This is a genomic window from Pseudactinotalea sp., from assembly GCF_048594945.1.
Classification (GTDB): Bacteria; Actinomycetota; Actinomycetes; order Actinomycetales; family Beutenbergiaceae; genus Pseudactinotalea.
The window spans coordinates 1-17,261 of record NZ_JBMDXJ010000478.1 but is presented as its reverse complement, the minus strand read 5'-3'; the positions used below and the strand labels follow the sequence as shown (position 1 = coordinate 17,261).

Annotated in this window: 18 protein-coding genes and 1 pseudogene; 9 read left to right on the top strand and 10 right to left on the bottom strand. The window is 69.9% G+C overall.

Annotation, left to right across the window (positions count from 1 at the left end):
- Together ACOJSN_RS21660 and ACOJSN_RS21655 are read left to right on the top strand one after the other, a co-directional pair.
- Positions 1–921: HAD-IIA family hydrolase (locus ACOJSN_RS21660; protein WP_420114556.1), on the top strand; the 921-nt coding region annotated here is incomplete at its 5' end.
- Complete coding sequence (locus tag ACOJSN_RS21655) at positions 918–2,267, top strand: sn-glycerol-1-phosphate dehydrogenase (protein ID WP_420114555.1); 1,350 nt, start codon at positions 918–920, stop codon at positions 2,265–2,267. The genes ACOJSN_RS21660 and ACOJSN_RS21655, both read left to right, overlap by 4 nt.
- Positions 2,268–2,286: 19 nt before the next feature.
- Here ACOJSN_RS21655 and ACOJSN_RS21650 read toward each other — a convergent pair whose 3' ends face one another.
- From ACOJSN_RS21650 to ACOJSN_RS21610, 9 genes and pseudogenes are all read right to left on the bottom strand, one after another.
- Entirely contained in the window at positions 2,287–2,874 is a 588-nt protein-coding gene (locus tag ACOJSN_RS21650; RefSeq protein WP_420114554.1) for a hypothetical protein, read from the bottom strand.
- Positions 2,875–2,947: 73 nt separating this feature from the next.
- Positions 2,948–3,622, bottom strand: a complete 675-nt coding sequence (locus tag ACOJSN_RS21645) for a response regulator (RefSeq protein WP_420114553.1) — start codon at positions 3,620–3,622, stop codon at positions 2,948–2,950.
- Entirely contained in the window at positions 3,619–5,076 is a 1,458-nt protein-coding gene (locus ACOJSN_RS21640; protein WP_420114552.1) for a sensor histidine kinase, read from the bottom strand. The genes ACOJSN_RS21645 and ACOJSN_RS21640 overlap by 4 nt, the downstream gene beginning before the upstream one ends.
- A complete protein-coding gene (locus ACOJSN_RS21635; RefSeq protein ID WP_420114551.1) occupies positions 5,066–5,902 on the bottom strand; it encodes a hypothetical protein in 837 nt (278 codons plus the stop codon). Before ACOJSN_RS21635 ends, ACOJSN_RS21640 begins: the two co-directional genes overlap by 11 nt.
- The gene (locus ACOJSN_RS21630; RefSeq protein WP_420114550.1) at positions 5,895–6,698 is read right to left on the bottom strand and encodes a hypothetical protein; all 804 of its coding nucleotides are present in this window, start codon (positions 6,696–6,698) and stop codon (positions 5,895–5,897) included. Before ACOJSN_RS21630 ends, ACOJSN_RS21635 begins: the two co-directional genes overlap by 8 nt.
- A 92-nt stretch (positions 6,699–6,790) precedes the next feature.
- Positions 6,791–7,453: pseudogene (locus tag ACOJSN_RS21625) on the bottom strand (ABC transporter ATP-binding protein); the annotation flags it as partial.
- A gap of 157 nt (positions 7,454–7,610) precedes the next feature.
- Positions 7,611–7,742, bottom strand: coding sequence for a putative transporter small subunit (locus ACOJSN_RS21620; protein ID WP_420114549.1), 132 nt, complete (start codon positions 7,740–7,742; stop codon positions 7,611–7,613).
- The gene (locus ACOJSN_RS21615) at positions 7,742–9,379 is read right to left on the bottom strand and encodes a sodium:solute symporter family protein (protein ID WP_420114557.1); all 1,638 of its coding nucleotides are present in this window, start codon (positions 9,377–9,379) and stop codon (positions 7,742–7,744) included. The genes ACOJSN_RS21620 and ACOJSN_RS21615 overlap by 1 nt, the downstream gene beginning before the upstream one ends.
- A gap of 483 nt (positions 9,380–9,862) precedes the next feature.
- Entirely contained in the window at positions 9,863–10,393 is a 531-nt protein-coding gene (locus ACOJSN_RS21610) for a CGNR zinc finger domain-containing protein (protein ID WP_420114548.1), read from the bottom strand.
- Positions 10,394–10,418: 25 nt separating this feature from the next.
- Between ACOJSN_RS21610 and ACOJSN_RS21605 the strand changes: the two genes are divergently transcribed.
- The 7 genes from ACOJSN_RS21605 to ACOJSN_RS21575 all read left to right on the top strand — a co-directional run bounded on the left by ACOJSN_RS21605 (position 10,419) and on the right by ACOJSN_RS21575 (position 16,653).
- Entirely contained in the window at positions 10,419–10,673 is a 255-nt protein-coding gene (locus ACOJSN_RS21605) for a hypothetical protein (protein WP_420114547.1), read from the top strand.
- A gap of 63 nt (positions 10,674–10,736) precedes the next feature.
- Positions 10,737–12,611 (top strand): molecular chaperone DnaK, encoded by a 1,875-nt coding sequence (dnaK, locus tag ACOJSN_RS21600; RefSeq protein WP_420114546.1) that lies wholly within the window; start codon positions 10,737–10,739, stop codon positions 12,609–12,611.
- Positions 12,608–13,231, top strand: coding sequence for a nucleotide exchange factor GrpE (locus ACOJSN_RS21595; protein WP_420114545.1), 624 nt, complete (start codon positions 12,608–12,610; stop codon positions 13,229–13,231). The genes dnaK and ACOJSN_RS21595 overlap by 4 nt, the downstream gene beginning before the upstream one ends.
- 28 nt (positions 13,232–13,259) lie before the next feature.
- Complete coding sequence (locus ACOJSN_RS21590; RefSeq protein WP_420114544.1) at positions 13,260–14,267, top strand: DnaJ C-terminal domain-containing protein; 1,008 nt, start codon at positions 13,260–13,262, stop codon at positions 14,265–14,267.
- A gap of 2 nt (positions 14,268–14,269) precedes the next feature.
- Complete coding sequence (locus tag ACOJSN_RS21585) at positions 14,270–14,686, top strand: heat shock protein transcriptional repressor HspR (protein ID WP_420114543.1); 417 nt, start codon at positions 14,270–14,272, stop codon at positions 14,684–14,686.
- Between the two features lie 117 nt (positions 14,687–14,803).
- Positions 14,804–15,364, top strand: a complete 561-nt coding sequence (locus ACOJSN_RS21580) for a DUF4282 domain-containing protein (protein ID WP_420114542.1) — start codon at positions 14,804–14,806, stop codon at positions 15,362–15,364.
- The gene (locus ACOJSN_RS21575) at positions 15,361–16,653 is read left to right on the top strand and encodes a hypothetical protein (protein WP_420114541.1); all 1,293 of its coding nucleotides are present in this window, start codon (positions 15,361–15,363) and stop codon (positions 16,651–16,653) included. The genes ACOJSN_RS21580 and ACOJSN_RS21575 overlap by 4 nt, the downstream gene beginning before the upstream one ends.
- Positions 16,654–16,932: 279 nt before the next feature.
- Here ACOJSN_RS21575 and ACOJSN_RS21570 read toward each other — a convergent pair.
- Positions 16,933–17,261 (bottom strand): substrate-binding domain-containing protein (locus tag ACOJSN_RS21570; protein ID WP_420114540.1); only part of this gene is annotated, 329 nt, incomplete at its 5' end.

The window sequence follows — 17,261 nt, the reverse complement described above, 5'->3', positions numbered from 1 at the left end:
GCGGGCGGTTGGGGGTGGCCCGGCCCGGCGAGGGGCGGCGAGGGGCCGGGACGCCCCACGACCGAGGATGATCACGTGACGGAAACCTCGCCGCTGCCGCAGCAGCTGTGCGACGCCTACCTGTTCGACCTGGACGGCACCATCTACCTGGGCGAGGAACTCCTGCCGGGGGCCAGGGACGTCGTCGTCGGCCTCCGGGAACGAGGGATCCCTGTGCGCTTCCTGTCAAACAACCCCACCAAGAGCCCCGTCGAGTACGCGTCGAAGCTCACCAGGCTCGGTATCCCGACACCGGTGGAGGAGGTCACTAACACGGTGACCGCCACCACCCGGTGGCTGCCCGCCACCCACCCCGGTGCGACCGTGTTCCCGATCGCCGAGCAGCCGCTGATCGACGCGTTCGCCGACGCGGGCATCGCGATGAGCGAGGAGCCCGAACAGATCGACATCGTGGTGGCGTCCTACGACCGCAGCTTCACGTATCGCAAGCTGCAGATCGCGTTCGATGCGATCTGGCAGCACCAGCGCGCCATCCTCGTCGCGACCAACCCGGACCGGTACTGCCCGTTCCCGGGCGGTCGTGGCGAGCCCGACTGTGCGGCGATCGTGGCGGCGATCGAGGCCAGCACCGGCGCCACCTGCGCCCAGACGATCGGTAAGCCCGACCCAGCGATCGCTCTGCTCGCGCTGCAGGGCCTCGACGTGGACCCCTCGCGCTGCATGATGGTCGGTGACCGGTTGATGACCGACATCGCGCTCGGCATCAACGCGGGGATGGCGTCCGCGCTGGTGCTCACCGGCGACTCCGGCGTGGCCGACGTCGAGGCAGCCGACCCGGGTGAGCGACCCACCTACATCATCGACAGCGTCGACCAGCTGATCCTCGAGGGGATCGCCACCGGCAGGAGCATCGCCCCGTGAGCCGCATCGAACGAGCCCTGGAGACCGCCGAGGAGACCAGGGCGATCGAGTTCGGCCGCGGCGTGCTCGACCGCACCGGAGCGATGTTCCGTGAGCTGTTCGGCACGCGCCCCGTGCTCGTGGTCGCCGACGAGAACGTGTTCGCGCAGGCAGGCGAGCGCGTGGTCGCCTCACTGCGGGCGGCCGGCGTGCCGGCGGCGGCCGAGCCGATGGTCTTCCCCGGCACTCCCACGCTGTACGCGGGCTACGAGAACGTGACGATCGTGCGGGACCGGCTCGCTGAGCTGCCGGACGCCGTGGTCTGCGCCATCGCCTCCGGCAGCCTCAACGACATCGCCAAGCTCGCCTCGGGAGAGCTGGGCCGGCCGTACATGAACGTGTGCACGGCTGCCTCGGTGGACGGCTACAGCGCGTTCGGCGCCTCGATCGCGATCGACGGCTTCAAGATCACCCGCAGCTGCCCGGCGCCGGTCGGCCTGATCGCGGATCTCGACATCGTCGAGAAGGCGCCGCAGCGGCTCACCTCGACCGGGTACGGCGACCTGTCGGAGAAGGTCCCCGCGGGCGCTGACTGGATCCTCGCCGATGAGCTGGGGGTCGAGCCGATCGACCCGGTGTCCTGGTCGCTGGTGCAGGACTCGGCCTGGGAAGCCCTGGAGCAGCCGGAAGCGATCGGGGCCTCGGAGCCGCAAGCGGTCGCCGCGCTGATGGAGTCGCTCTTGCTATCCGGGCTCGGGATGCAGGCGAACAAGTCCTCGCGCCCTGCGTCGGGCGCCGGCCATCAGTTTTCCCACTTGTGGGAGATGGAGGGACATGGCCTGGACTGGGAGCCGCCGTTGTCGCACGGCTTCAAGGTCGGCGTCGGCGCGGTCGCCTCCTGCGCGATCTGGGAGGCTGCGCTGGCCTTCGACCTCGAGACGCTCGACGTCGACCGGGTCCTCGCGCAGGCACCCTCACCCGAGCAGGTGGAGGCCGAGGTGCGCGCCGCGATCCCGGCCACGTTCGCTGACGAGTCGGTCGCGGCGTCGCAGGCCAAGCAGCTGCGGGGCGACGCGCTCGCGCAGCGGCTGGCGCTGATCCAGCAGCGGTGGCCCGCGATCGTCGAGCGGGTTCGACCCCAGCTGGTCTCGCCGACCCGGATGATGGAGCTGTTGCGCCTCGCCGGAGCGCCGCACCACCCCAGCCAGATCGGGATCGGGATGGACCGCTTCCGTGCCACCCATCAGGCTGCGCGCATGATCCGCCCGCGCTACACGATCTTCGATGTGCTGGCCGATCTCGGCGTCTACCAGGGGGTTGTCGACGACCTCTTCGGGCCGACCGGGTTCTGGGGCCGGCACCCCTGACGGCGACGCTCCCGGTCGATCAGCCCCTGTACGGCTTGTGCAGCCGCGAGCTCACGCTCTGGAACGCCTCGTGCGCTGCACCCTCGAACGCGATCAGCGGCCAGTGGCGCTCGTTGTTGCCGACCCCCATGGTGATCGTCAGGTAGGTCACGGCGCTGCCCTCCGGGCTGTAGGCACGCAGTCGGCGGCGGAGGTTGTCGGAGCGACGCGTGACCGGCAGCGGGAGGTAGACGCTGGGGTCGGTGGTGGCGAGCCGCTGGTAGACGCTGTCGAGATCGCCGTCGAGCACCCACGCCTTCTGCGACAGAGCCAGTCCGCCGGTCGTCTTCCAGGTGCCGGTCCGGAGCGCGTGGATCACGGCCCAGATCCCGAAGCCGCCAGCCAGCCCGATCACGATGTAGCCGAGGTACGGACCGAGCATCCGCGAGCGCCGCGTGTTCGAGTTCTCCACGCCCCACTGGTTGAGGTCGTCGAGGTTGATCAGCGCGGCGATCGCCACGACCAGCAGCACGACACCGACCACGAGGAACGCGGTGGTCTTGGCCGGCGAGCGGACGAACGCGAAGTGATCGGGGTGCTCGGCAAGAGAGCCGTTGTCAGGGCGCACGGGTTGCTTTCCTTCATCTCAGAACCGGGAGTGCCGCGTCGGGACGGGCTGAGTGTAGTGACTCGCGGGCGCGTCACAACGTCTCATCCGGGACCGCGAGGCCGGTCTGGAACGCCAGCACCACGGCCTGCACCCGATCCCGCAGCCCCAACTTCGACAGCACGTTCCCGACGTGCGTCTTCACGGTCGTGCCCGAGAGCACGAGGTGGTCGGCGATCTCCGCGTTCGACATGCCCTCGGCAACCAGCCGCAGCACCTCGAGCTCGCGCGGCGTCAGGCCGGCCAGTCGCGGGTGCGGTCCCTGGCGCTCGCCTCCGGTCCGCGGAAGCTTGTCCGAGAGCAGCTCGAGCATCCGCCGGGTCGCGCGCGGGGCCACCACCGCGTCGCCGCGCGCGACGGTGCGGATGGCCTCGGCCAGGTCCGCCGGTTCGGCGTTCTTGAGGAGGAAGCCGCTCGCGCCGGCGCGCAGCGCACCGAACGCGTACTCGTCCAGGTCGAACGTGGTGAGCACGAGAACCCGCGTGCCCGGGTGCGCAGTGACGATCTGCGCGGTCGCCGTGATGCCGTCGCCGCCGGGCATCCGCACGTCCATCACTACGACGTCGGGCCGCAGCGCTCTCACCTGGTCGAGTGCCACGTTGCCGTCGGACGCCTCGCCCACCACGTCCAGGTCGGGCTCGGCCTGCAGCACCATCCGGAAGCCCTTGCGCAGCAGCGCGTGGTCGTCCACCAGCAGCACGGTCGTCATGTCTGATCTCTCCCGGTCGGGGTTCCCACCGGGAAGGAATCCGCCGCCAGATCGCCGACGCGGCCGGTGTGCGGGCTCGCAGCGCGATCTGGCGACGAGTTCCTTTCAGGTCGACGCATCGGCAGCGTCGCCGCTACCCGCCAACCGCGCCCCGGTGACGGCCCGGCATCGACCGCGCCGCCGAGCAGCTCGGCCCGCTCGCGCATTCCTCGAAGGCCCTGCCCAGCGCCGGACTGGTCGACTGCCGGGGTCCCGCCCGCGCTGTTGGTCACCTCGATCGTGACCGCCTCGCCGTCATGCCCGACCGCCACGCTCACCTCGTCCGCGCCGGGGGCGTGGCGGAGCACGTTCGTCAACGACTCCGCCACGATCCGGCGCGTCGCGAGTGCGACGGCCGCCTCCGGCAGCGGCGTCTGTAGCCCGGACGCAGCGACCGGCAGGCCTGCCAGCCGGAACCGGGACACGATGGTGGCGAGGTCCTCGTCATCGCCGCTCGCCGCCGGTGCGTCGGTGAGCGCCAGCAGCACGCGCTTCATGTCGGCCAGCGCGACACGGCCGGTCTGCGACACCTCCCGCATCGCCACCTGTGCCTCCTGCGGCGAGGTGGTCGCGACCGCCCCGGCACCATCGGCCAGGGCGACCATCACCGAGACGCTGTGGGCCACGACGTCGTGGACCTCGCGAGCGATGTGGGTGCGTTCGGTCGCGCGCGCGAGCTGCGCCGCGTGCTGCTCCTCACGACGCAGCGTGCGCTCCCGCTCCTCCTGCGCCACCTCGCGTTGCACGCGAAGCCGCGCACTCGTGCCGATCGCGATGGCAAGAAGAAGCATTGCCGCCACGGTGACGACTGCGGTGAGCCGGATCTCCTCCGACGTCACCGGCGCAAGCTCGGTGCCGGTCCACATCGCGTGCGTCCAACGGCCGGGTGGTCGGTCCAGGTCCGTAGCGATCCCGGTGCGGGCCAGGCCCATGAGGTTGACGTAATTGACGCTCAGAAGCTGCCAGGTGAAGATAGTGACGGCAAGCCAGGTCCCGAATGCCAGCGACCACGTGGTCCGTGCCCGACGCGAGGACGCCACGGCAGTCATCGCCAGCGCGAGCCCGATCGTTGTGGCGCCACTGCCACCCGTCAGCAACAGCGAGGCGATGGCGAGGATGGCGAAGCCGCGTGCGACGGCGACCGGGAACCGGTGCCGCCACCACAGCGCCGCCGTCCCCAGCACCGCGACCACGATGCCGACCACGGTCACCCGGTGGGCCATCGGCGAGCCGGGCGGGTAGGTGTACCAGATCACCTCGGGCACGGCGTAGAACGCGACCGTGAGCACGGAGACGAGCGCGAAGCTCAGGCAGACGACGGCATCGGCGTGCACCTGCCGACGCCACCAGCGGCGAAGCCGCGCCCGTGCCCCGTCGGTCGTGGCTGCCGCGGGGCCCCCGCGCTCAGACGTCACTGCGGCGCACCGCCACGGCAGCGACGAGTAATGCGGCTACGGTCCACGCCACCAGGATGCCGTAGCCCTGCCACGGACCGGGCGCGATGAGCGTGCCGGCCTGCGCGGTGACCACGAGCGAGTCGTGGGGCGTCGCCACGAGCCGCCCTGCCCAGCCGGGCAGCACCGACCGCACCATCTCGGCAGCCCCGTTGCCCATCATCGTCAGCACCTGCTCGAGCAGGATCAGCAGGACGAAGGCAGTGACGGCCGCTGCCGCGGTGCGGCGAAGCGCGGCGCCGATCGCCAGGGCGAGCACCGTCACGGCCACGAGGTAGAGCACGGTGCCGATCAGGACCCGCCCGAGGTCGCCGTCGGGCGCTGTGAGCGTGACGCCGGGTCGGTCGGCGAACAGCCGGAGCGCGAGCCACGTGACCGCGAGCGCGAGGACCGCGGCCAGCGCGGCGACCGCCGCGACCGTGATCGATCGGGCCGCCAGCACCGGGAGCCGTCGTGGGACCGCGACGTAGGTCGACCTCGCGCTGCCATCACCGTGCTCACCCGCACTCGTGACCACTCCGAGCATCAGCAGCGGCACCTGGGAGCCGACCAGCCCGATGGTGAGCAGCGAGGAGACGCCGCCCGCGGCCGGGGCCTCGGCGTTATAGCCGACCGAGAGGCCGATCGTGGCGTGCAGCACTGCCGTCGCCGCCACGTACCAGAGCGTGGCGGGCAACGTCCATGCCTTCACCCACTCGGAGCCAAGCACACGCACCAGCCCGACGCCGCGGCGAGTCGGCAGGCCCACCGCCGATGCGCCGGCGACCGCGACGGCATGCTCAGACATCGGCCCGGCCCAGCCGGAGCGCGGCGAGCGCCAGCACGCCCAGACCCCACGCCCCGAGCACACCGAGACTGGCCCACGGACCCACCGCCGTCGTGCCCATCGAGGAGACCACCTCGAGGAACTCGGTCGAGGCAGTGACGGCGACCAGGGCATGACCGGGCAGCCACTGCGCCACCGTGGCGGCGCCCATGAGCGCAAGCTCGGACAGCCCGAGAGCGAACACGACCGCGATCGCGATCGGCGGACGTCGCAGCAGTGCCCCCACGCCGAGCCCGAGCACGGCGAGGAGCACCATCGCGACCCCACCGCCGAGCAGGATGCGGACCGACTGGCCGTCGTCGAGCGCGATCTGCAGGTCGGGGCCGAACGGGCCGAGCAGCAGGATCACCGAGGACACGGCGAGCGTGGCCACCGCGGCGATCGCTGCTGTGCCCGCGACCGCGAGCGCCTTGGCCACGAGCACCGGCCAGCGCGCCGGCACGGCCGTGAACGTGGACGCCGCACTCCGGCCGGCGAACTCGCCCGCCCCTGTGAGCGCTCCGTAGACCAGCAGCGGCAGCTGCGCGAACAGCAGGTTGCTGCCGACCAGGTTCGCGAGGCTGTGACCGTACCCCTCGGCGCCCACGGCGTTGTCCATCGTGGTCAGCAGGCACAGCACGGCGCCGATCGCCACGGTCGCTGCGACGCTCCAGCGGGTGGAGCGCAGCCCCCAGGACTTGCTCCACTCCGATGCGATGATGCGCCCCAGTCCGACGCCGGTGCGGCGCGGCAGGCCAGCGGCGGCGACCGCGGTCATCGCCGGCCCCCGGCCGTGACCTGGGTGCCTCGCGCGCTGCCGCCGTACTCCACGGCACCGGCGGTGAGGTCGAGGTAGGCGGCTTCGAGGGTGCCGGTCGAGGTCCGCGCCACGAGCGAGGCGAGATCGTCGTCGGCGAGCAGCCTGCCGCGGCCGATCACGACCACCCGGTCGGCACACTCGGCGAGCTCGCTCATGAGGTGGGAGGACAGGAACACCGTGCGGCCGTCGTCGGCGAGCTCGCGCAGGAGCCTGCGGATCCAGAGCACCCCATCGGGGTCGAGGCCGTTGACGGGCTCGTCGAGGATCAGCGTGCTCGGGTCGCCCAGCAGCGCTGCGGCGACCCCCAGTCGCTGCGCCATCCCGAGCGAGTAGCCGCCGACGCGCTTGCGTGCGACCGACGAGAGCCCTGCCAGCTCGATCACCTGCTGCACCCGAGCGCGGCCGATCCCGTGGGTGCGCGCGAGCCCCATCAGGTGCCCGTACGCGGTGCGGCCGGGATGCGCCGCACGGCCGTCGAGCATCGCGCCGACCTCCTGCAACGGCGCGCGCAGGTCGGCGTACCGGCGGCCGTTCACCACCGCCGAGCCTGCACTGGGGCGCGCCAGTCCCACGATCATCCGCATGGTCGTCGACTTCCCGGCGCCGTTGGGTCCCAGGAAGCCGGTGACAGCACCGGGCCGTGCGGTGAAGGACACGCCGTCCACCGCCGTCGTCGACCCGTAGCGCTTGGTCAGGTCGCTCACCTCGATCACTGTGATCTCCTTGCGTCGTGCCCGGGTGTGTTCCCGGGGCACCAACGACGCTAGGAACAGCCGCGTGCGCTGCCCACGGCCGCAGCGACGAGTTCGGCGAGCCGCCGCCTCCTCCTGCAGGAGGAGACGGCGGCTCCGCCAGCGCGACGGCGTCGGGTCAGATGATCCGGCGACCTTCGGCCTTGGCCTTGCGCAGCTCGCGTACAAAGGCGCGAACGATCACGAAGAGCGTGCCGGCCACGATCACCGGCCACACGAGGACGTACGCAGTCAGCAGCAGGGTGTCCATCAGTTGCTCCCTTCAGGGGCGCCGGAGAAGGCGGGGACGCCATCCGTTCCGGCAGGTGGCGGCGGCGTGGCGTCGTCTTGCGGTTCGTCGAAGTTGCCGGTGCGCTCCTTGATCAGGTCGAAGTCGAAGCGGCGGTCCTTGTTGAGCATCGTCAGCCCGACGCAGACGATCGTGCTGACGGCGTAGGCCACCAGCGATCCGGACAGCACGGGGTAGTCGTGCAGGAACCCGATCGCGAACGGTGCCGATGCCACCACCGAGACCGCACCGACCACGAATGCCACCCGGCGCCCGAAGAAGCCGAAGGCCATCAGCCCCAGCACCACGCCGATGCCGATCGTCGCGAGCACATCGCTGACGATCCCGAGGCCGCCGTTGAGGTCCACCCACGAGAACCGCACCGGCAGGAACGCGGCGAGTGCCGCGACGACCGCGACGCTGAACGCCACATTGGTCACCCGGTTCCAGTAGAAGCTGGCGATCACCGGGAACACCAGCGCCCCCCACATGGCACCCACGAAGACCAGCAGGTCGAGGATGCTGAACTGCATGGTCGCGAAGCACAGCGCCGCCGTGGTCGCCCCGAGCATGGTGAGGCGGCCGACGAGCAGCATCGTGCGCGGGTTGGCGCGCTGCTTACCTGCGATGTTCTGGCCGTAGATGTCGGCCATCGTGATGGATGCGAGCGCCGTCATGTCTGCGTCCGCCGTTGACGACAGCGACCCGATGATCATGATGAAGAACAGGCAGATCAACGCCGGTGGCAGATAGGTCGCGGCCATCTGCGGCACGAGGTTGTTGACGTCGCCGCCCATCGGTTCGAGGCCGGCATAGAGCGCCATCACGCCGAGCATGCCGACGCCGATCACCGTGGCGCCGTAGCCGATCGTGGCCGTGACGAACGTCTTCTTGATCAGGTCCTCGCGCACGGCGAACAGCCGCTGGGCGATCGTCTGGTTCCCGATCGCGTAGGCAAGCACGGCAGCGATGTAGGGCGCACCCTGGTGGAAGAAGGCCTCGGAGGAGAAGAAGTCGCCCTGCTGCGGCGTGAGGTTCTCCGCCCCGATCGTGAACAGCTCCGGCCCGCCGGCCGCGAAGAACACGGTGGGCACGATCACGACGACGGCGCCGAGCATCGCCAGCACCTGCGCGAAGTCCGTCAGCACCGAGGCGCGGAATCCCGACCACAGCGTGTACAGCAGCACGCCTGCGGCGATCGTGACGATGCCCTGCGTGAAGCTGAAGGGGGACAGCATCGCCACCAGGGCGCCGCCGGCGATGAGGTTGGACGTCAGGCTGATCAGGCTGCCGAGCACGTTCGACCCGGCCAGCAGCAGCTGGCTGGAGCGGCCGTGGCGAGCGAACATCACCTCGGCGATCGTGTGCGCGCGTGGCGCGACCTTGCGGATCCGGCGACCGAACGGGTAGATCAGCAGGATCATCAGCGCACCCCACAGCCCGTAGTGGATCGGGCCGGAGATGCCGTACGTGTAGCCGGAGGTCGCCGAGGCATACATCGACGACGCCCAGATCCAGGTCGCGGTCATCGACGCCGCCGAGATGCCGAAGCCGATCTTGCCGCCACCGGTCATGTAGCCGTCCGCGTTCTCGCGCTTCTTCGAGATCCGGATCGACATGTACAGGCTGCCGCCGAAGAAGGCCAGCAGCAGCAGGACCACGATCGGTCCCGCCAGTTGTTGGATGTCACCCACGGGGTGTGTCTCACTCTCGTCTTGTCAGTGTCAGTGGTGCTGTGCTGGCAGAAGACGGGCGGAGCTAGGTGGGGACGAGGCGGCCGGCGCCGGGCCAGACACTGGCGCGGCAGGAGGTGGACAGGGGGACGCGGTGCGCCGAAGGCACAGAGGAACCTCTCGTGAGATGGCGGCGTGGACGAACCTGGGCCACTGCCGGCTCGAGGGCAGGCGAGAGGCCCGGAGGTGCGGCTCCTTTACTGCATCAGGGCGCACGTGAGTGCGCCACGTGGCGGAACATGGCGGTGCGCCGGTGGCGTCGAGCGACGCGTGGCGCGCGGGAACCGGTAGCGGTTCCACCTCGGCGCGCACACCGGCGCGGTCGAGGCTGCGACGGACACCCTAGCAACGGCGGCGTGCCCGCCAGGGTCAGCGTTTCACCGGGTGGGATGCCGCGCGATGTCGGCGCACGGCGGCGCGGTTGGCGCATCGGACCGAGCAGTAGCGTTGCCGCCCGTTGCGGGTGACGTCGACGACCACGTGCGTGCACGGGTCGGACTCGCAGCGGTGCAGTCGGTGCATGCCGCGGGTGACCAGGTGGAGCGAGGTGCCCACGCTGATCACGGCACGCAGCACGGCGGCGACGCCGGCCTTCTCGTCGCGATAGTGCAGGTGCCAGCCTTCGCCGTCGTGATCGGTGAGTCTCGGATATGCCGCCGCTGCGGCCATCTCGGTGTTGAGCAGTGCGGCCCGCTCGTCCGGTTCGTGCGCGTCGACCACCCGTAGCCAGTCGTCGATCACCTCGCGTACCCCCGCGTGGTCGCCGGGCTCGGCGCTGAAGCGCATCGTCATGCCGAACTCGCGGGTGCGCTCCACGATGCCGGCGCGGTCCTCGGGCCAGTCGTCGGCCAGGGATGCCGCGAGCAGCACCGCGTATTCTCCGTAAGGGTTGAGATGCATAAGACCATTACATCACCATGACGTCATGACCACGATCGACCATCACGTCCACGCGGCCGAGCCCGCCCCGGAAGCCCGGGAGCACGAACACGCCTGGGTGACCGCCTCCCGCCACCGCACGTCACACGGTGACGTGCTCTACGTCCGCTGCGAAGGGTGCGGAGCCCACCGGGTGGACGTCCAGACCGCGCCCGAGACACCGCCGTCGGCCATCTCGGTGGAGATCGGGAACAAAGACGGCGTCTCAAGAGTTGAGCCTCATAGACTCAAGTCAGTTTGACACGCGAGCCTGCGTGAGCACACTTGAGCCCGGAAGACTCACCTCAACCAAGGAGCACACACCATGGCACGAGCGGTCGGAATCGACCTGGGGACCACCAACTCGGTGGTCTCGACCCTGGAGGGCGGCGAGCCCACCGTCATCGCGAACGCGGAGGGGGCACGCACCACGCCGTCCGTCGTCGCGTTCAGCAAGACCGGGGAGGTGCTGGTCGGCGAGATCGCCAAGCGTCAGGCGGTCACCAACGTGGACCGCACGATCTCCTCGGTGAAGCGTCACATGGGCACGGACTGGTCCGTGGACATCGACGACAAGAGCTACAGCGCCCCCGAGATCTCGGCGCGCGTGCTCGGCAAGCTCAAGAAGGACGCCGAGTCCTACCTCGGCGAGCCTGTCACCGACGCGGTCATCACCGTGCCCGCGTACTTCAACGACGCCGAGCGTCAGGCCACCAAGGACGCCGGACAGATCGCCGGCCTCAACGTGCTGCGCATCGTCAACGAGCCCACCGCCGCGGCACTCGCCTACGGCCTGGAGAAGGGCAAGGAGGACGAGCTCATCCTGGTCTTCGACCTCGGTGGCGGCACCTTCGACGTCTCCCTGCTCGAGGTCGGCAAGGACGAGGACGACTTCTCCACCATCCAGGTGAAGGCCACCAACGGTGACAACCGCCTCGGTGGTGACGACTGGGACCAGCGCATCGTCGACTGGCTCGTGGGTCAGGTGAAGAACTCCAGCGGCGTGGACCTGTCAAAGGACAAGATCGCCCTGCAGCGTCTGCGCGAGGCCGCCGAGACCGCCAAGAAGGAGCTGTCCTCGGCGAGCTCGACCAACATCTCGCTGCAGTACCTCTCGATGAGCGAGAACGGCCCGATCCACCTGGACGAGAAGCTCTCCCGGGCGCAGTTCCAGGACATGACCAAGGACCTGCTCGAGCGCACCAAGGCGCCGTTCCAGAACGTCATCCGTGACGCCGGCATCTCCGTGAACGACATCGACCACGTGGTGCTCGTGGGTGGTTCCACCCGCATGCCCGCCGTGACCGAGGTCGTCACCGAGCTCACCGGCGGCAAGGAGCCCAACAAGGGCGTCAACCCCGATGAGGTCGTCGCCGTGGGTGCGGCCCTGCAGGCCGGCGTCATCAAGGGCGACCGCAAGGACGTGCTGCTCATCGACGTCACGCCGCTGTCCCTCGGCATCGAGACCAAGGGCGGCGTGATGACGAAGCTGATCGACCGCAACACGGCGATCCCGACCAAGCGCTCCGAGACGTTCTCCACCGCAGAGGACAACCAGCCCTCGGTGCTCATCCAGGTGTTCCAGGGCGAGCGCGACTTCGCGCGCGACAACAAGCCGCTCGGCACCTTCGAGCTCACCGGCATCGCCCCGGCTCGCCGCGGCGTGCCGCAGATCGAGGTGACCTTCGACATCGACGCCAACGGCATCGTGCACGTGTCCGCCAAGGACAAGGGCACCGGCCAGGAGCAGTCGATGACGATCACCGGCGGTTCGGGCATCTCCAAGGACGAGATCGACCGCATGGTCGCCGAGGCCGAGGCGCACGCCGCCGAGGACGCCAAGCGCCGCGAGGAGCAGGAGACGCGCAACAGCGCCGAGCAGTTCGTCTACTCGACCGAGCAGCTCCTCACCGACAACGCCGAGAAGCTGCCCGAGGACATCACCTCCGACGTGCGCAGCAAGGTCGACGCTCTCAAGACCGCGCTCGAGGGCGAGGACCTCGACGCGATCACCACGGCGCAGTCCGCGCTGGTCGAGGCGTCGCAGAAGATCGGTGACGCGCTCTACGCGCAGTCCGCCACCGACCCGACCGCGGGAGACGCCCCGGCCGACAGCTCCGGCACCGAGGACGCTCCGGTCGAGGACGACGACGTGGTGGACGCCGAGATCGTCGATGACGAGGAGGAGGGCTCCAAGTGACGTCCGGTCCCGAGTTCGAGGGCGAGCCGACCATCCGCGACAAGCGGCGGCTCGATCCCGAGACCGGCGAGCTGCGTGAGACCGAGGCTCCCACCGCCGTCGGGGAATCCCCCGACGGCGGGGCGAGCCCTGAGGAGGTCGGCTCGCCCGAGTCCTCCCCGACCGATGAGGCGGCCTCGGCCAAGGCCGAGGCCGCTGACCTCGCGGACCAGCTCGCTCGCGCGAAGGCCGACACCTACAACCTCGATCAGCGGTTCAACGCCTACGTGCGTCGTTCGCGCAGCGAGGTCACCGAGGCCCGCACCCGCGGGCACGAGGACGTGGTGGAGGCGCTGATCGGCGTGCTCGACGACGTCGACCTCGCACGGCAGCACGGTGAGCTCAGCGGGCCGTTCGCCTCGATCGCCGAGAAGCTCGAAGGGGTCCTGCAGGGCACCTTCGAGATGGTGCGGTACGGCGAGGTCGGTGAGGAGTTCGACCCGGGGATCCACGAAGCGCTCATGCACAACCAGAGCGAGGACGCCACCAGCGAGACGGTGCAGCAGGTGCTGCAGCCCGGCTACAAGGTCCGAGACCGGGTGATCCGCCCGGCGCGGGTCGCGGTCGTCGGACCGCAGTGAGGAACGAGGAGACAGGAAGGGGTGTGAGATGACAGGACAGGACTGGCTGGAGAAGGACTTCTACGCCTCGCTCGGCGTGCCCAAGGACGCCGATGCGGCCGCGATCAAGAAGGCCTACCGCAAGCTCGCCCGCACCTATCACCCCGACCAGAACGCCGGCGACGCGCAGGCGGAGGCGAAGTTCAAGGAGATCGGCGAGGCCTACGCGGTCCTGTCCGACTCCGAGCAGCGCCAGCAGTACGACGCCCTGCGCGCCATGGCCGGAGGCGGACCGCGGTTCGCCTCCGGTCCCGGCGGTGCCACCGGCGGGTTCGAGGACCTGTTCGGCGGCATGTTCGGCGGCGCTGGTGCGCCCGGCGGTGGTGGTACGCGCGTGCGGTACACCAGCGCCGGCGGGTCCGGCGGCCCTGATATCGACGACCTCCTCGGGGGGTTGTTCGGCGGCGGGGGCGGCGGCTTCGGTCGCGGTGGTGCCGACTACGGACCGGTCAAGGGGCGCGACCTCACGAGCTCGGCACGGCTGCCGTTCCGGCAGGCCGTGGCGGGCGACCTGGTGGGGCTCACGGTCAACGGGAGGACCACCAAGGTCCGCATCCCACCGGGCGTCAAGGACGGTCAGAAGATCCGCATCCCTGGCAAGGGCGAGCCCGGACCTGGTGGTGGTCCCGCCGGTGACCTCGTGGTCACCGTGACTGTGGACCCGCACCCGGTCTTCGGGATCAGCGGCAACAACCTGACGATCACCGTGCCGGTCTCGTTCCCCGAGGCCGTCGACGGCGCGGTCGTCTCCGTGCCCACCCTCGACGGCTCCTCGGTGAGGCTCAAGGTCCCGGCAGGGACGTCGTCGGGCGCTCGCCTGCGAGTCAAGGGCAAGGGTGTGGTGACCAAGAAAGGCACCGGTGACCTGATCGTGACGATCGAGGTCGCGGTGCCACGCAACCTCTCGGACGCGGCGCGCTCCGCGTTGACCGAGTTCGCCTCCGCGACCTCGGGCGAGGACCCGCGCACCGGGCTCGCCGAGGCGGCCAGGAGCTGACGATGGCACCCGCCCGGTACGACCAGCCGAGCTTCCTCATCTCCGAGGCGGCAGCCCGAGCCGGCATGCACGCGCAGACGTTGCGCACGTATGACCGGCTGGGCCTGGTCGTGCCGCAGCGCGCCACCGGCCGCGGGCGGCGCTACTCCGAGCGCGACGTCGACAAGCTCCGCGAGATCCAGCGACTCTCCCAGGACGAGGGCGTCAACCTCGCCGGGATCGCCCGGATCTTCGAGCTGGTCGAGGAGAACGAGCAGCTCCGCGACCGGCTCGAGCACCTTCTCGGCATGAGCGGCCACCGCCCGCGCGTCTTCACAGCCTCACCGAGTGGCGACATCGTCGCCACCAAGCCGGGAGCGCGGCTGCGTCGGACCACGACCGCTGGTGCGCTTGTCGTCTGGCGGCCGACACGGGACTGATCGGTCGACCGCGACCGGCTCAGCGTCGGCCGTGATGGGGAGATGTGCTCGGCCGCGGCGGGGCAATCGACGCGAAGGATCGGTAGCCTCCCCGTGATCCGACCGTTTGGGGGAGAGATGACCGAGAACCAGTTCGGCCCACGTGAGGGCGAGGCCGATGACCAGACTCGCGTGAACTATCCGCGTCAGCCTGAGCAGGGCGAGCAACCTCATGGCCCGCGTGTTCCACCGCCGCCGCAGCAGCCCTACCAGCAGCAGCCTTTCCCGCAGGCGCCGCAGCAGCAGGCTCCTGGCTACCAGTCGGCGCCGTACGGGCGAGGCGAGCAGCCGGCCTACACCCCACTGGCGCCCGCATCCCCACTGCCGCCGGCCAAGCCCGGTTACTTCAAGGCGCTGTTCGACCTCAGCTACGCCAGCCTCGGAGCGCCGAAGTTCGCCAGGGTGTTCCAGCTGCTGTTCATGATCATCAGCGGTATCGCCGGCCTGGTCGCCATCGTCTCGACCCTGCGGTTCGGGAGCTTCCTGCCGCTGCTGCTCGGGATCGTGTTCCTGCCGATCCTCTGGCTGCTGCTGAACACCCTGGTGCGGCTCGCGCTGGAGGCAGTGGTGGGAATCGTGCAGACCGCGGAGAACTCCGAGCAGATGCTGGAGATCATGCGATCCCGAGGTGGCTCATGAGCGGAGGCGGCGGTCCGTCGCCGATCGTGATCGGGCTGCTGGTGCTGCTGGCCATCGGTGCCGCGATCGGGATCTACGTCGCTGTCAAGCGGCACAAGTACGTCAAGGCGATCCGCGACCGTGGCTGGCACTTCGACTCCAACCCGCCGATCGAAGTGGCGAACGGTCTGGTGGTACCGCCGTTCGGGATCGGGTTTCGGCGCGGGACCGATGAGCATGTGGTGGGACGCACCCGGTCCGGAGTCGACTTCCAGGTGTTCGAGTACCAGGCGGCTGGCGACGCTCGGGTGGTGTGCATGCCGATCGGTATGCCGTTGCCCGAGGTCGTCGCGACCGGTCCTGGGCAGACCCGCATGGGGGTCGTGGCCGAGCATCGGGGGATGCTCCCCGGAGGTGGCCTGCTGCTCGGCGCGGATCCGGCGTTCACCGACGCGTTCATGAACGTCGCAGGTGGGCCGATGTCGGCCTTCGGTGCCCGGTACCCGCTGAACCTGGCGGTCGACGGCGACCAGCTCACGCAGGTCGGTGCCCCGAAGGACCCCGACGAGCTCGAGGCGTACCTGGATGCGCTCGCCGAGGTCGCGACCGCCGTCCAGGGCGCTGGGTCGCAGCTCGAACCGTTCCGGCAGAACCCACCCGAGATGCGGCTTGGCTTCTACCACCGGCCCTCCTGGTACTACCTGGCCAGTGACGACGGGCTGCTGTCGGTGGTCGAGCACACCGGGGGTGGCATGAACCACCACACCTCGGACGTGGTGCACGGTGAGTTCTTCACCGGCTCCTGGTTCGTGGGCTTCGTGCACCACTGGCAGACGCAGCGCACGGAGACGTACACGGACTCCAACGGCAACACGCAGACCCGCACGGTCACGCAGAACCACTCCGAGGTGATCCACGAGGTCACGCTCCCGTTCGGCTCACCCGACCTGCAGGTCACCAACGACAGCCGGTGGGGTCGCCTCTTCAACGGACCGTCCATCGACTTCGAGCTCGCCGCGTTCAACGACGCCTACGACGTGCGGTCCTCGGTTCCGAAGTTCGCCCACGACGTGCTGCACCCTCGCCAGATCGAGTACCTCATGGCCACGGGCACCATGCCGTTCTCGATCGCGAACGGCAAGGTGCGCACCCAGCCGCGAGAGCACACACCCGAGGCCATTGCGTTCGAGCTCGACGTGCTTGCCGGGTTCTTCGCCCGCTGGCCGGCGTTCGTGTGGCAGGACCTCGGCGTCCCGGAGCCGCCACTCACGCTCACTCCCGACGGCCAGATCCAGGTGCTCGACCGCTGACACCCCGCCTGTGTGATACATCACAGTGTGGTGCGCGTCATGACCTGCCTGGTCGACGCGTCTCCCGTACGTGACCAACACACTGCTGAACCTGCACCGTTCCACCGACCGTGGCGGCGTGCGCGAGTCTCTCCGTTGTGACGCCTGTGGGCGGCGCGTGACCGACCCCGCGAGCCACCTCGATCACTGCATCGAGCGGGAGCTCGCCATGTTCGCCGTGGGCCGGCGCGCGAGCTGAGCCTGGTGGCGCCCTGCGTAGGGGAGGGCGCCCCCACGGGGTCAGGTCGATGCGCGGATCAGCAACTTGTGAGACACCCGCAGTCGGGCGCCGTGCCGGGGGATGGTGCCCGCGTGCATCTCCACGGCCATCTCGACGGCGGCCTCGGCCACCTCGTCCATGTCGACGGCGAGGGTGGTCAGCGGCGGGGTGACGACGGCGCCCAGGTCGAGTCCGTCACAACCGGCCAGTCGGACGGAGGAGGGGACGTCGACGCCGGCCTCGTGCAGCGCTCGCACGGCACCGCAGGCGACCATGTCGTTGAAGGCCACGATCGCGTCGACATCCGGGTGGGCAGCGAGGAGCGCGTGGGTGCCGTGGGTCCCCGAGG

Bases quoted from the DNA above. Each gene is read 5' to 3' on its own strand.
- ACOJSN_RS21580 (WP_420114542.1), top strand. From the start codon at position 14,804: ATGACCGAGAACCAGTTCGGCCCACGTGAGGGCGAGGCCGATGACCAG.
- ACOJSN_RS21585 (WP_420114543.1), top strand. From the start codon at position 14,270: ATGGCACCCGCCCGGTACGACCAGCCGAGCTTCCTCATCTCCGAGGCG.
- ACOJSN_RS21635 (WP_420114551.1), bottom strand. From the start codon at position 5,902: ATGTCTGAGCATGCCGTCGCGGTCGCCGGCGCATCGGCGGTGGGCCTG.
- ACOJSN_RS21615 (WP_420114557.1), bottom strand. From the start codon at position 9,379: ATGTCGATCCGGATCTCGAAGAAGCGCGAGAACGCGGACGGCTACATG.
- ACOJSN_RS21575 (WP_420114541.1), top strand. From the start codon at position 15,361: ATGAGCGGAGGCGGCGGTCCGTCGCCGATCGTGATCGGGCTGCTGGTG.
- ACOJSN_RS21605 (WP_420114547.1), top strand. From the start codon at position 10,419: ATGACCACGATCGACCATCACGTCCACGCGGCCGAGCCCGCCCCGGAA.
- ACOJSN_RS21620 (WP_420114549.1), bottom strand. From the start codon at position 7,742: ATGGACACCCTGCTGCTGACTGCGTACGTCCTCGTGTGGCCGGTGATC.
- ACOJSN_RS21645 (WP_420114553.1), bottom strand. From the start codon at position 3,622: ATGACGACCGTGCTGCTGGTGGACGACCACGCGCTGCTGCGCAAGGGC.
- ACOJSN_RS21630 (WP_420114550.1), bottom strand. From the start codon at position 6,698: ATGACCGCGGTCGCCGCCGCTGGCCTGCCGCGCCGCACCGGCGTCGGA.
- dnaK (WP_420114546.1), top strand. From the start codon at position 10,737: ATGGCACGAGCGGTCGGAATCGACCTGGGGACCACCAACTCGGTGGTC.
- ACOJSN_RS21590 (WP_420114544.1), top strand. From the start codon at position 13,260: ATGACAGGACAGGACTGGCTGGAGAAGGACTTCTACGCCTCGCTCGGC.
- ACOJSN_RS21610 (WP_420114548.1), bottom strand. From the start codon at position 10,393: ATGCATCTCAACCCTTACGGAGAATACGCGGTGCTGCTCGCGGCATCC.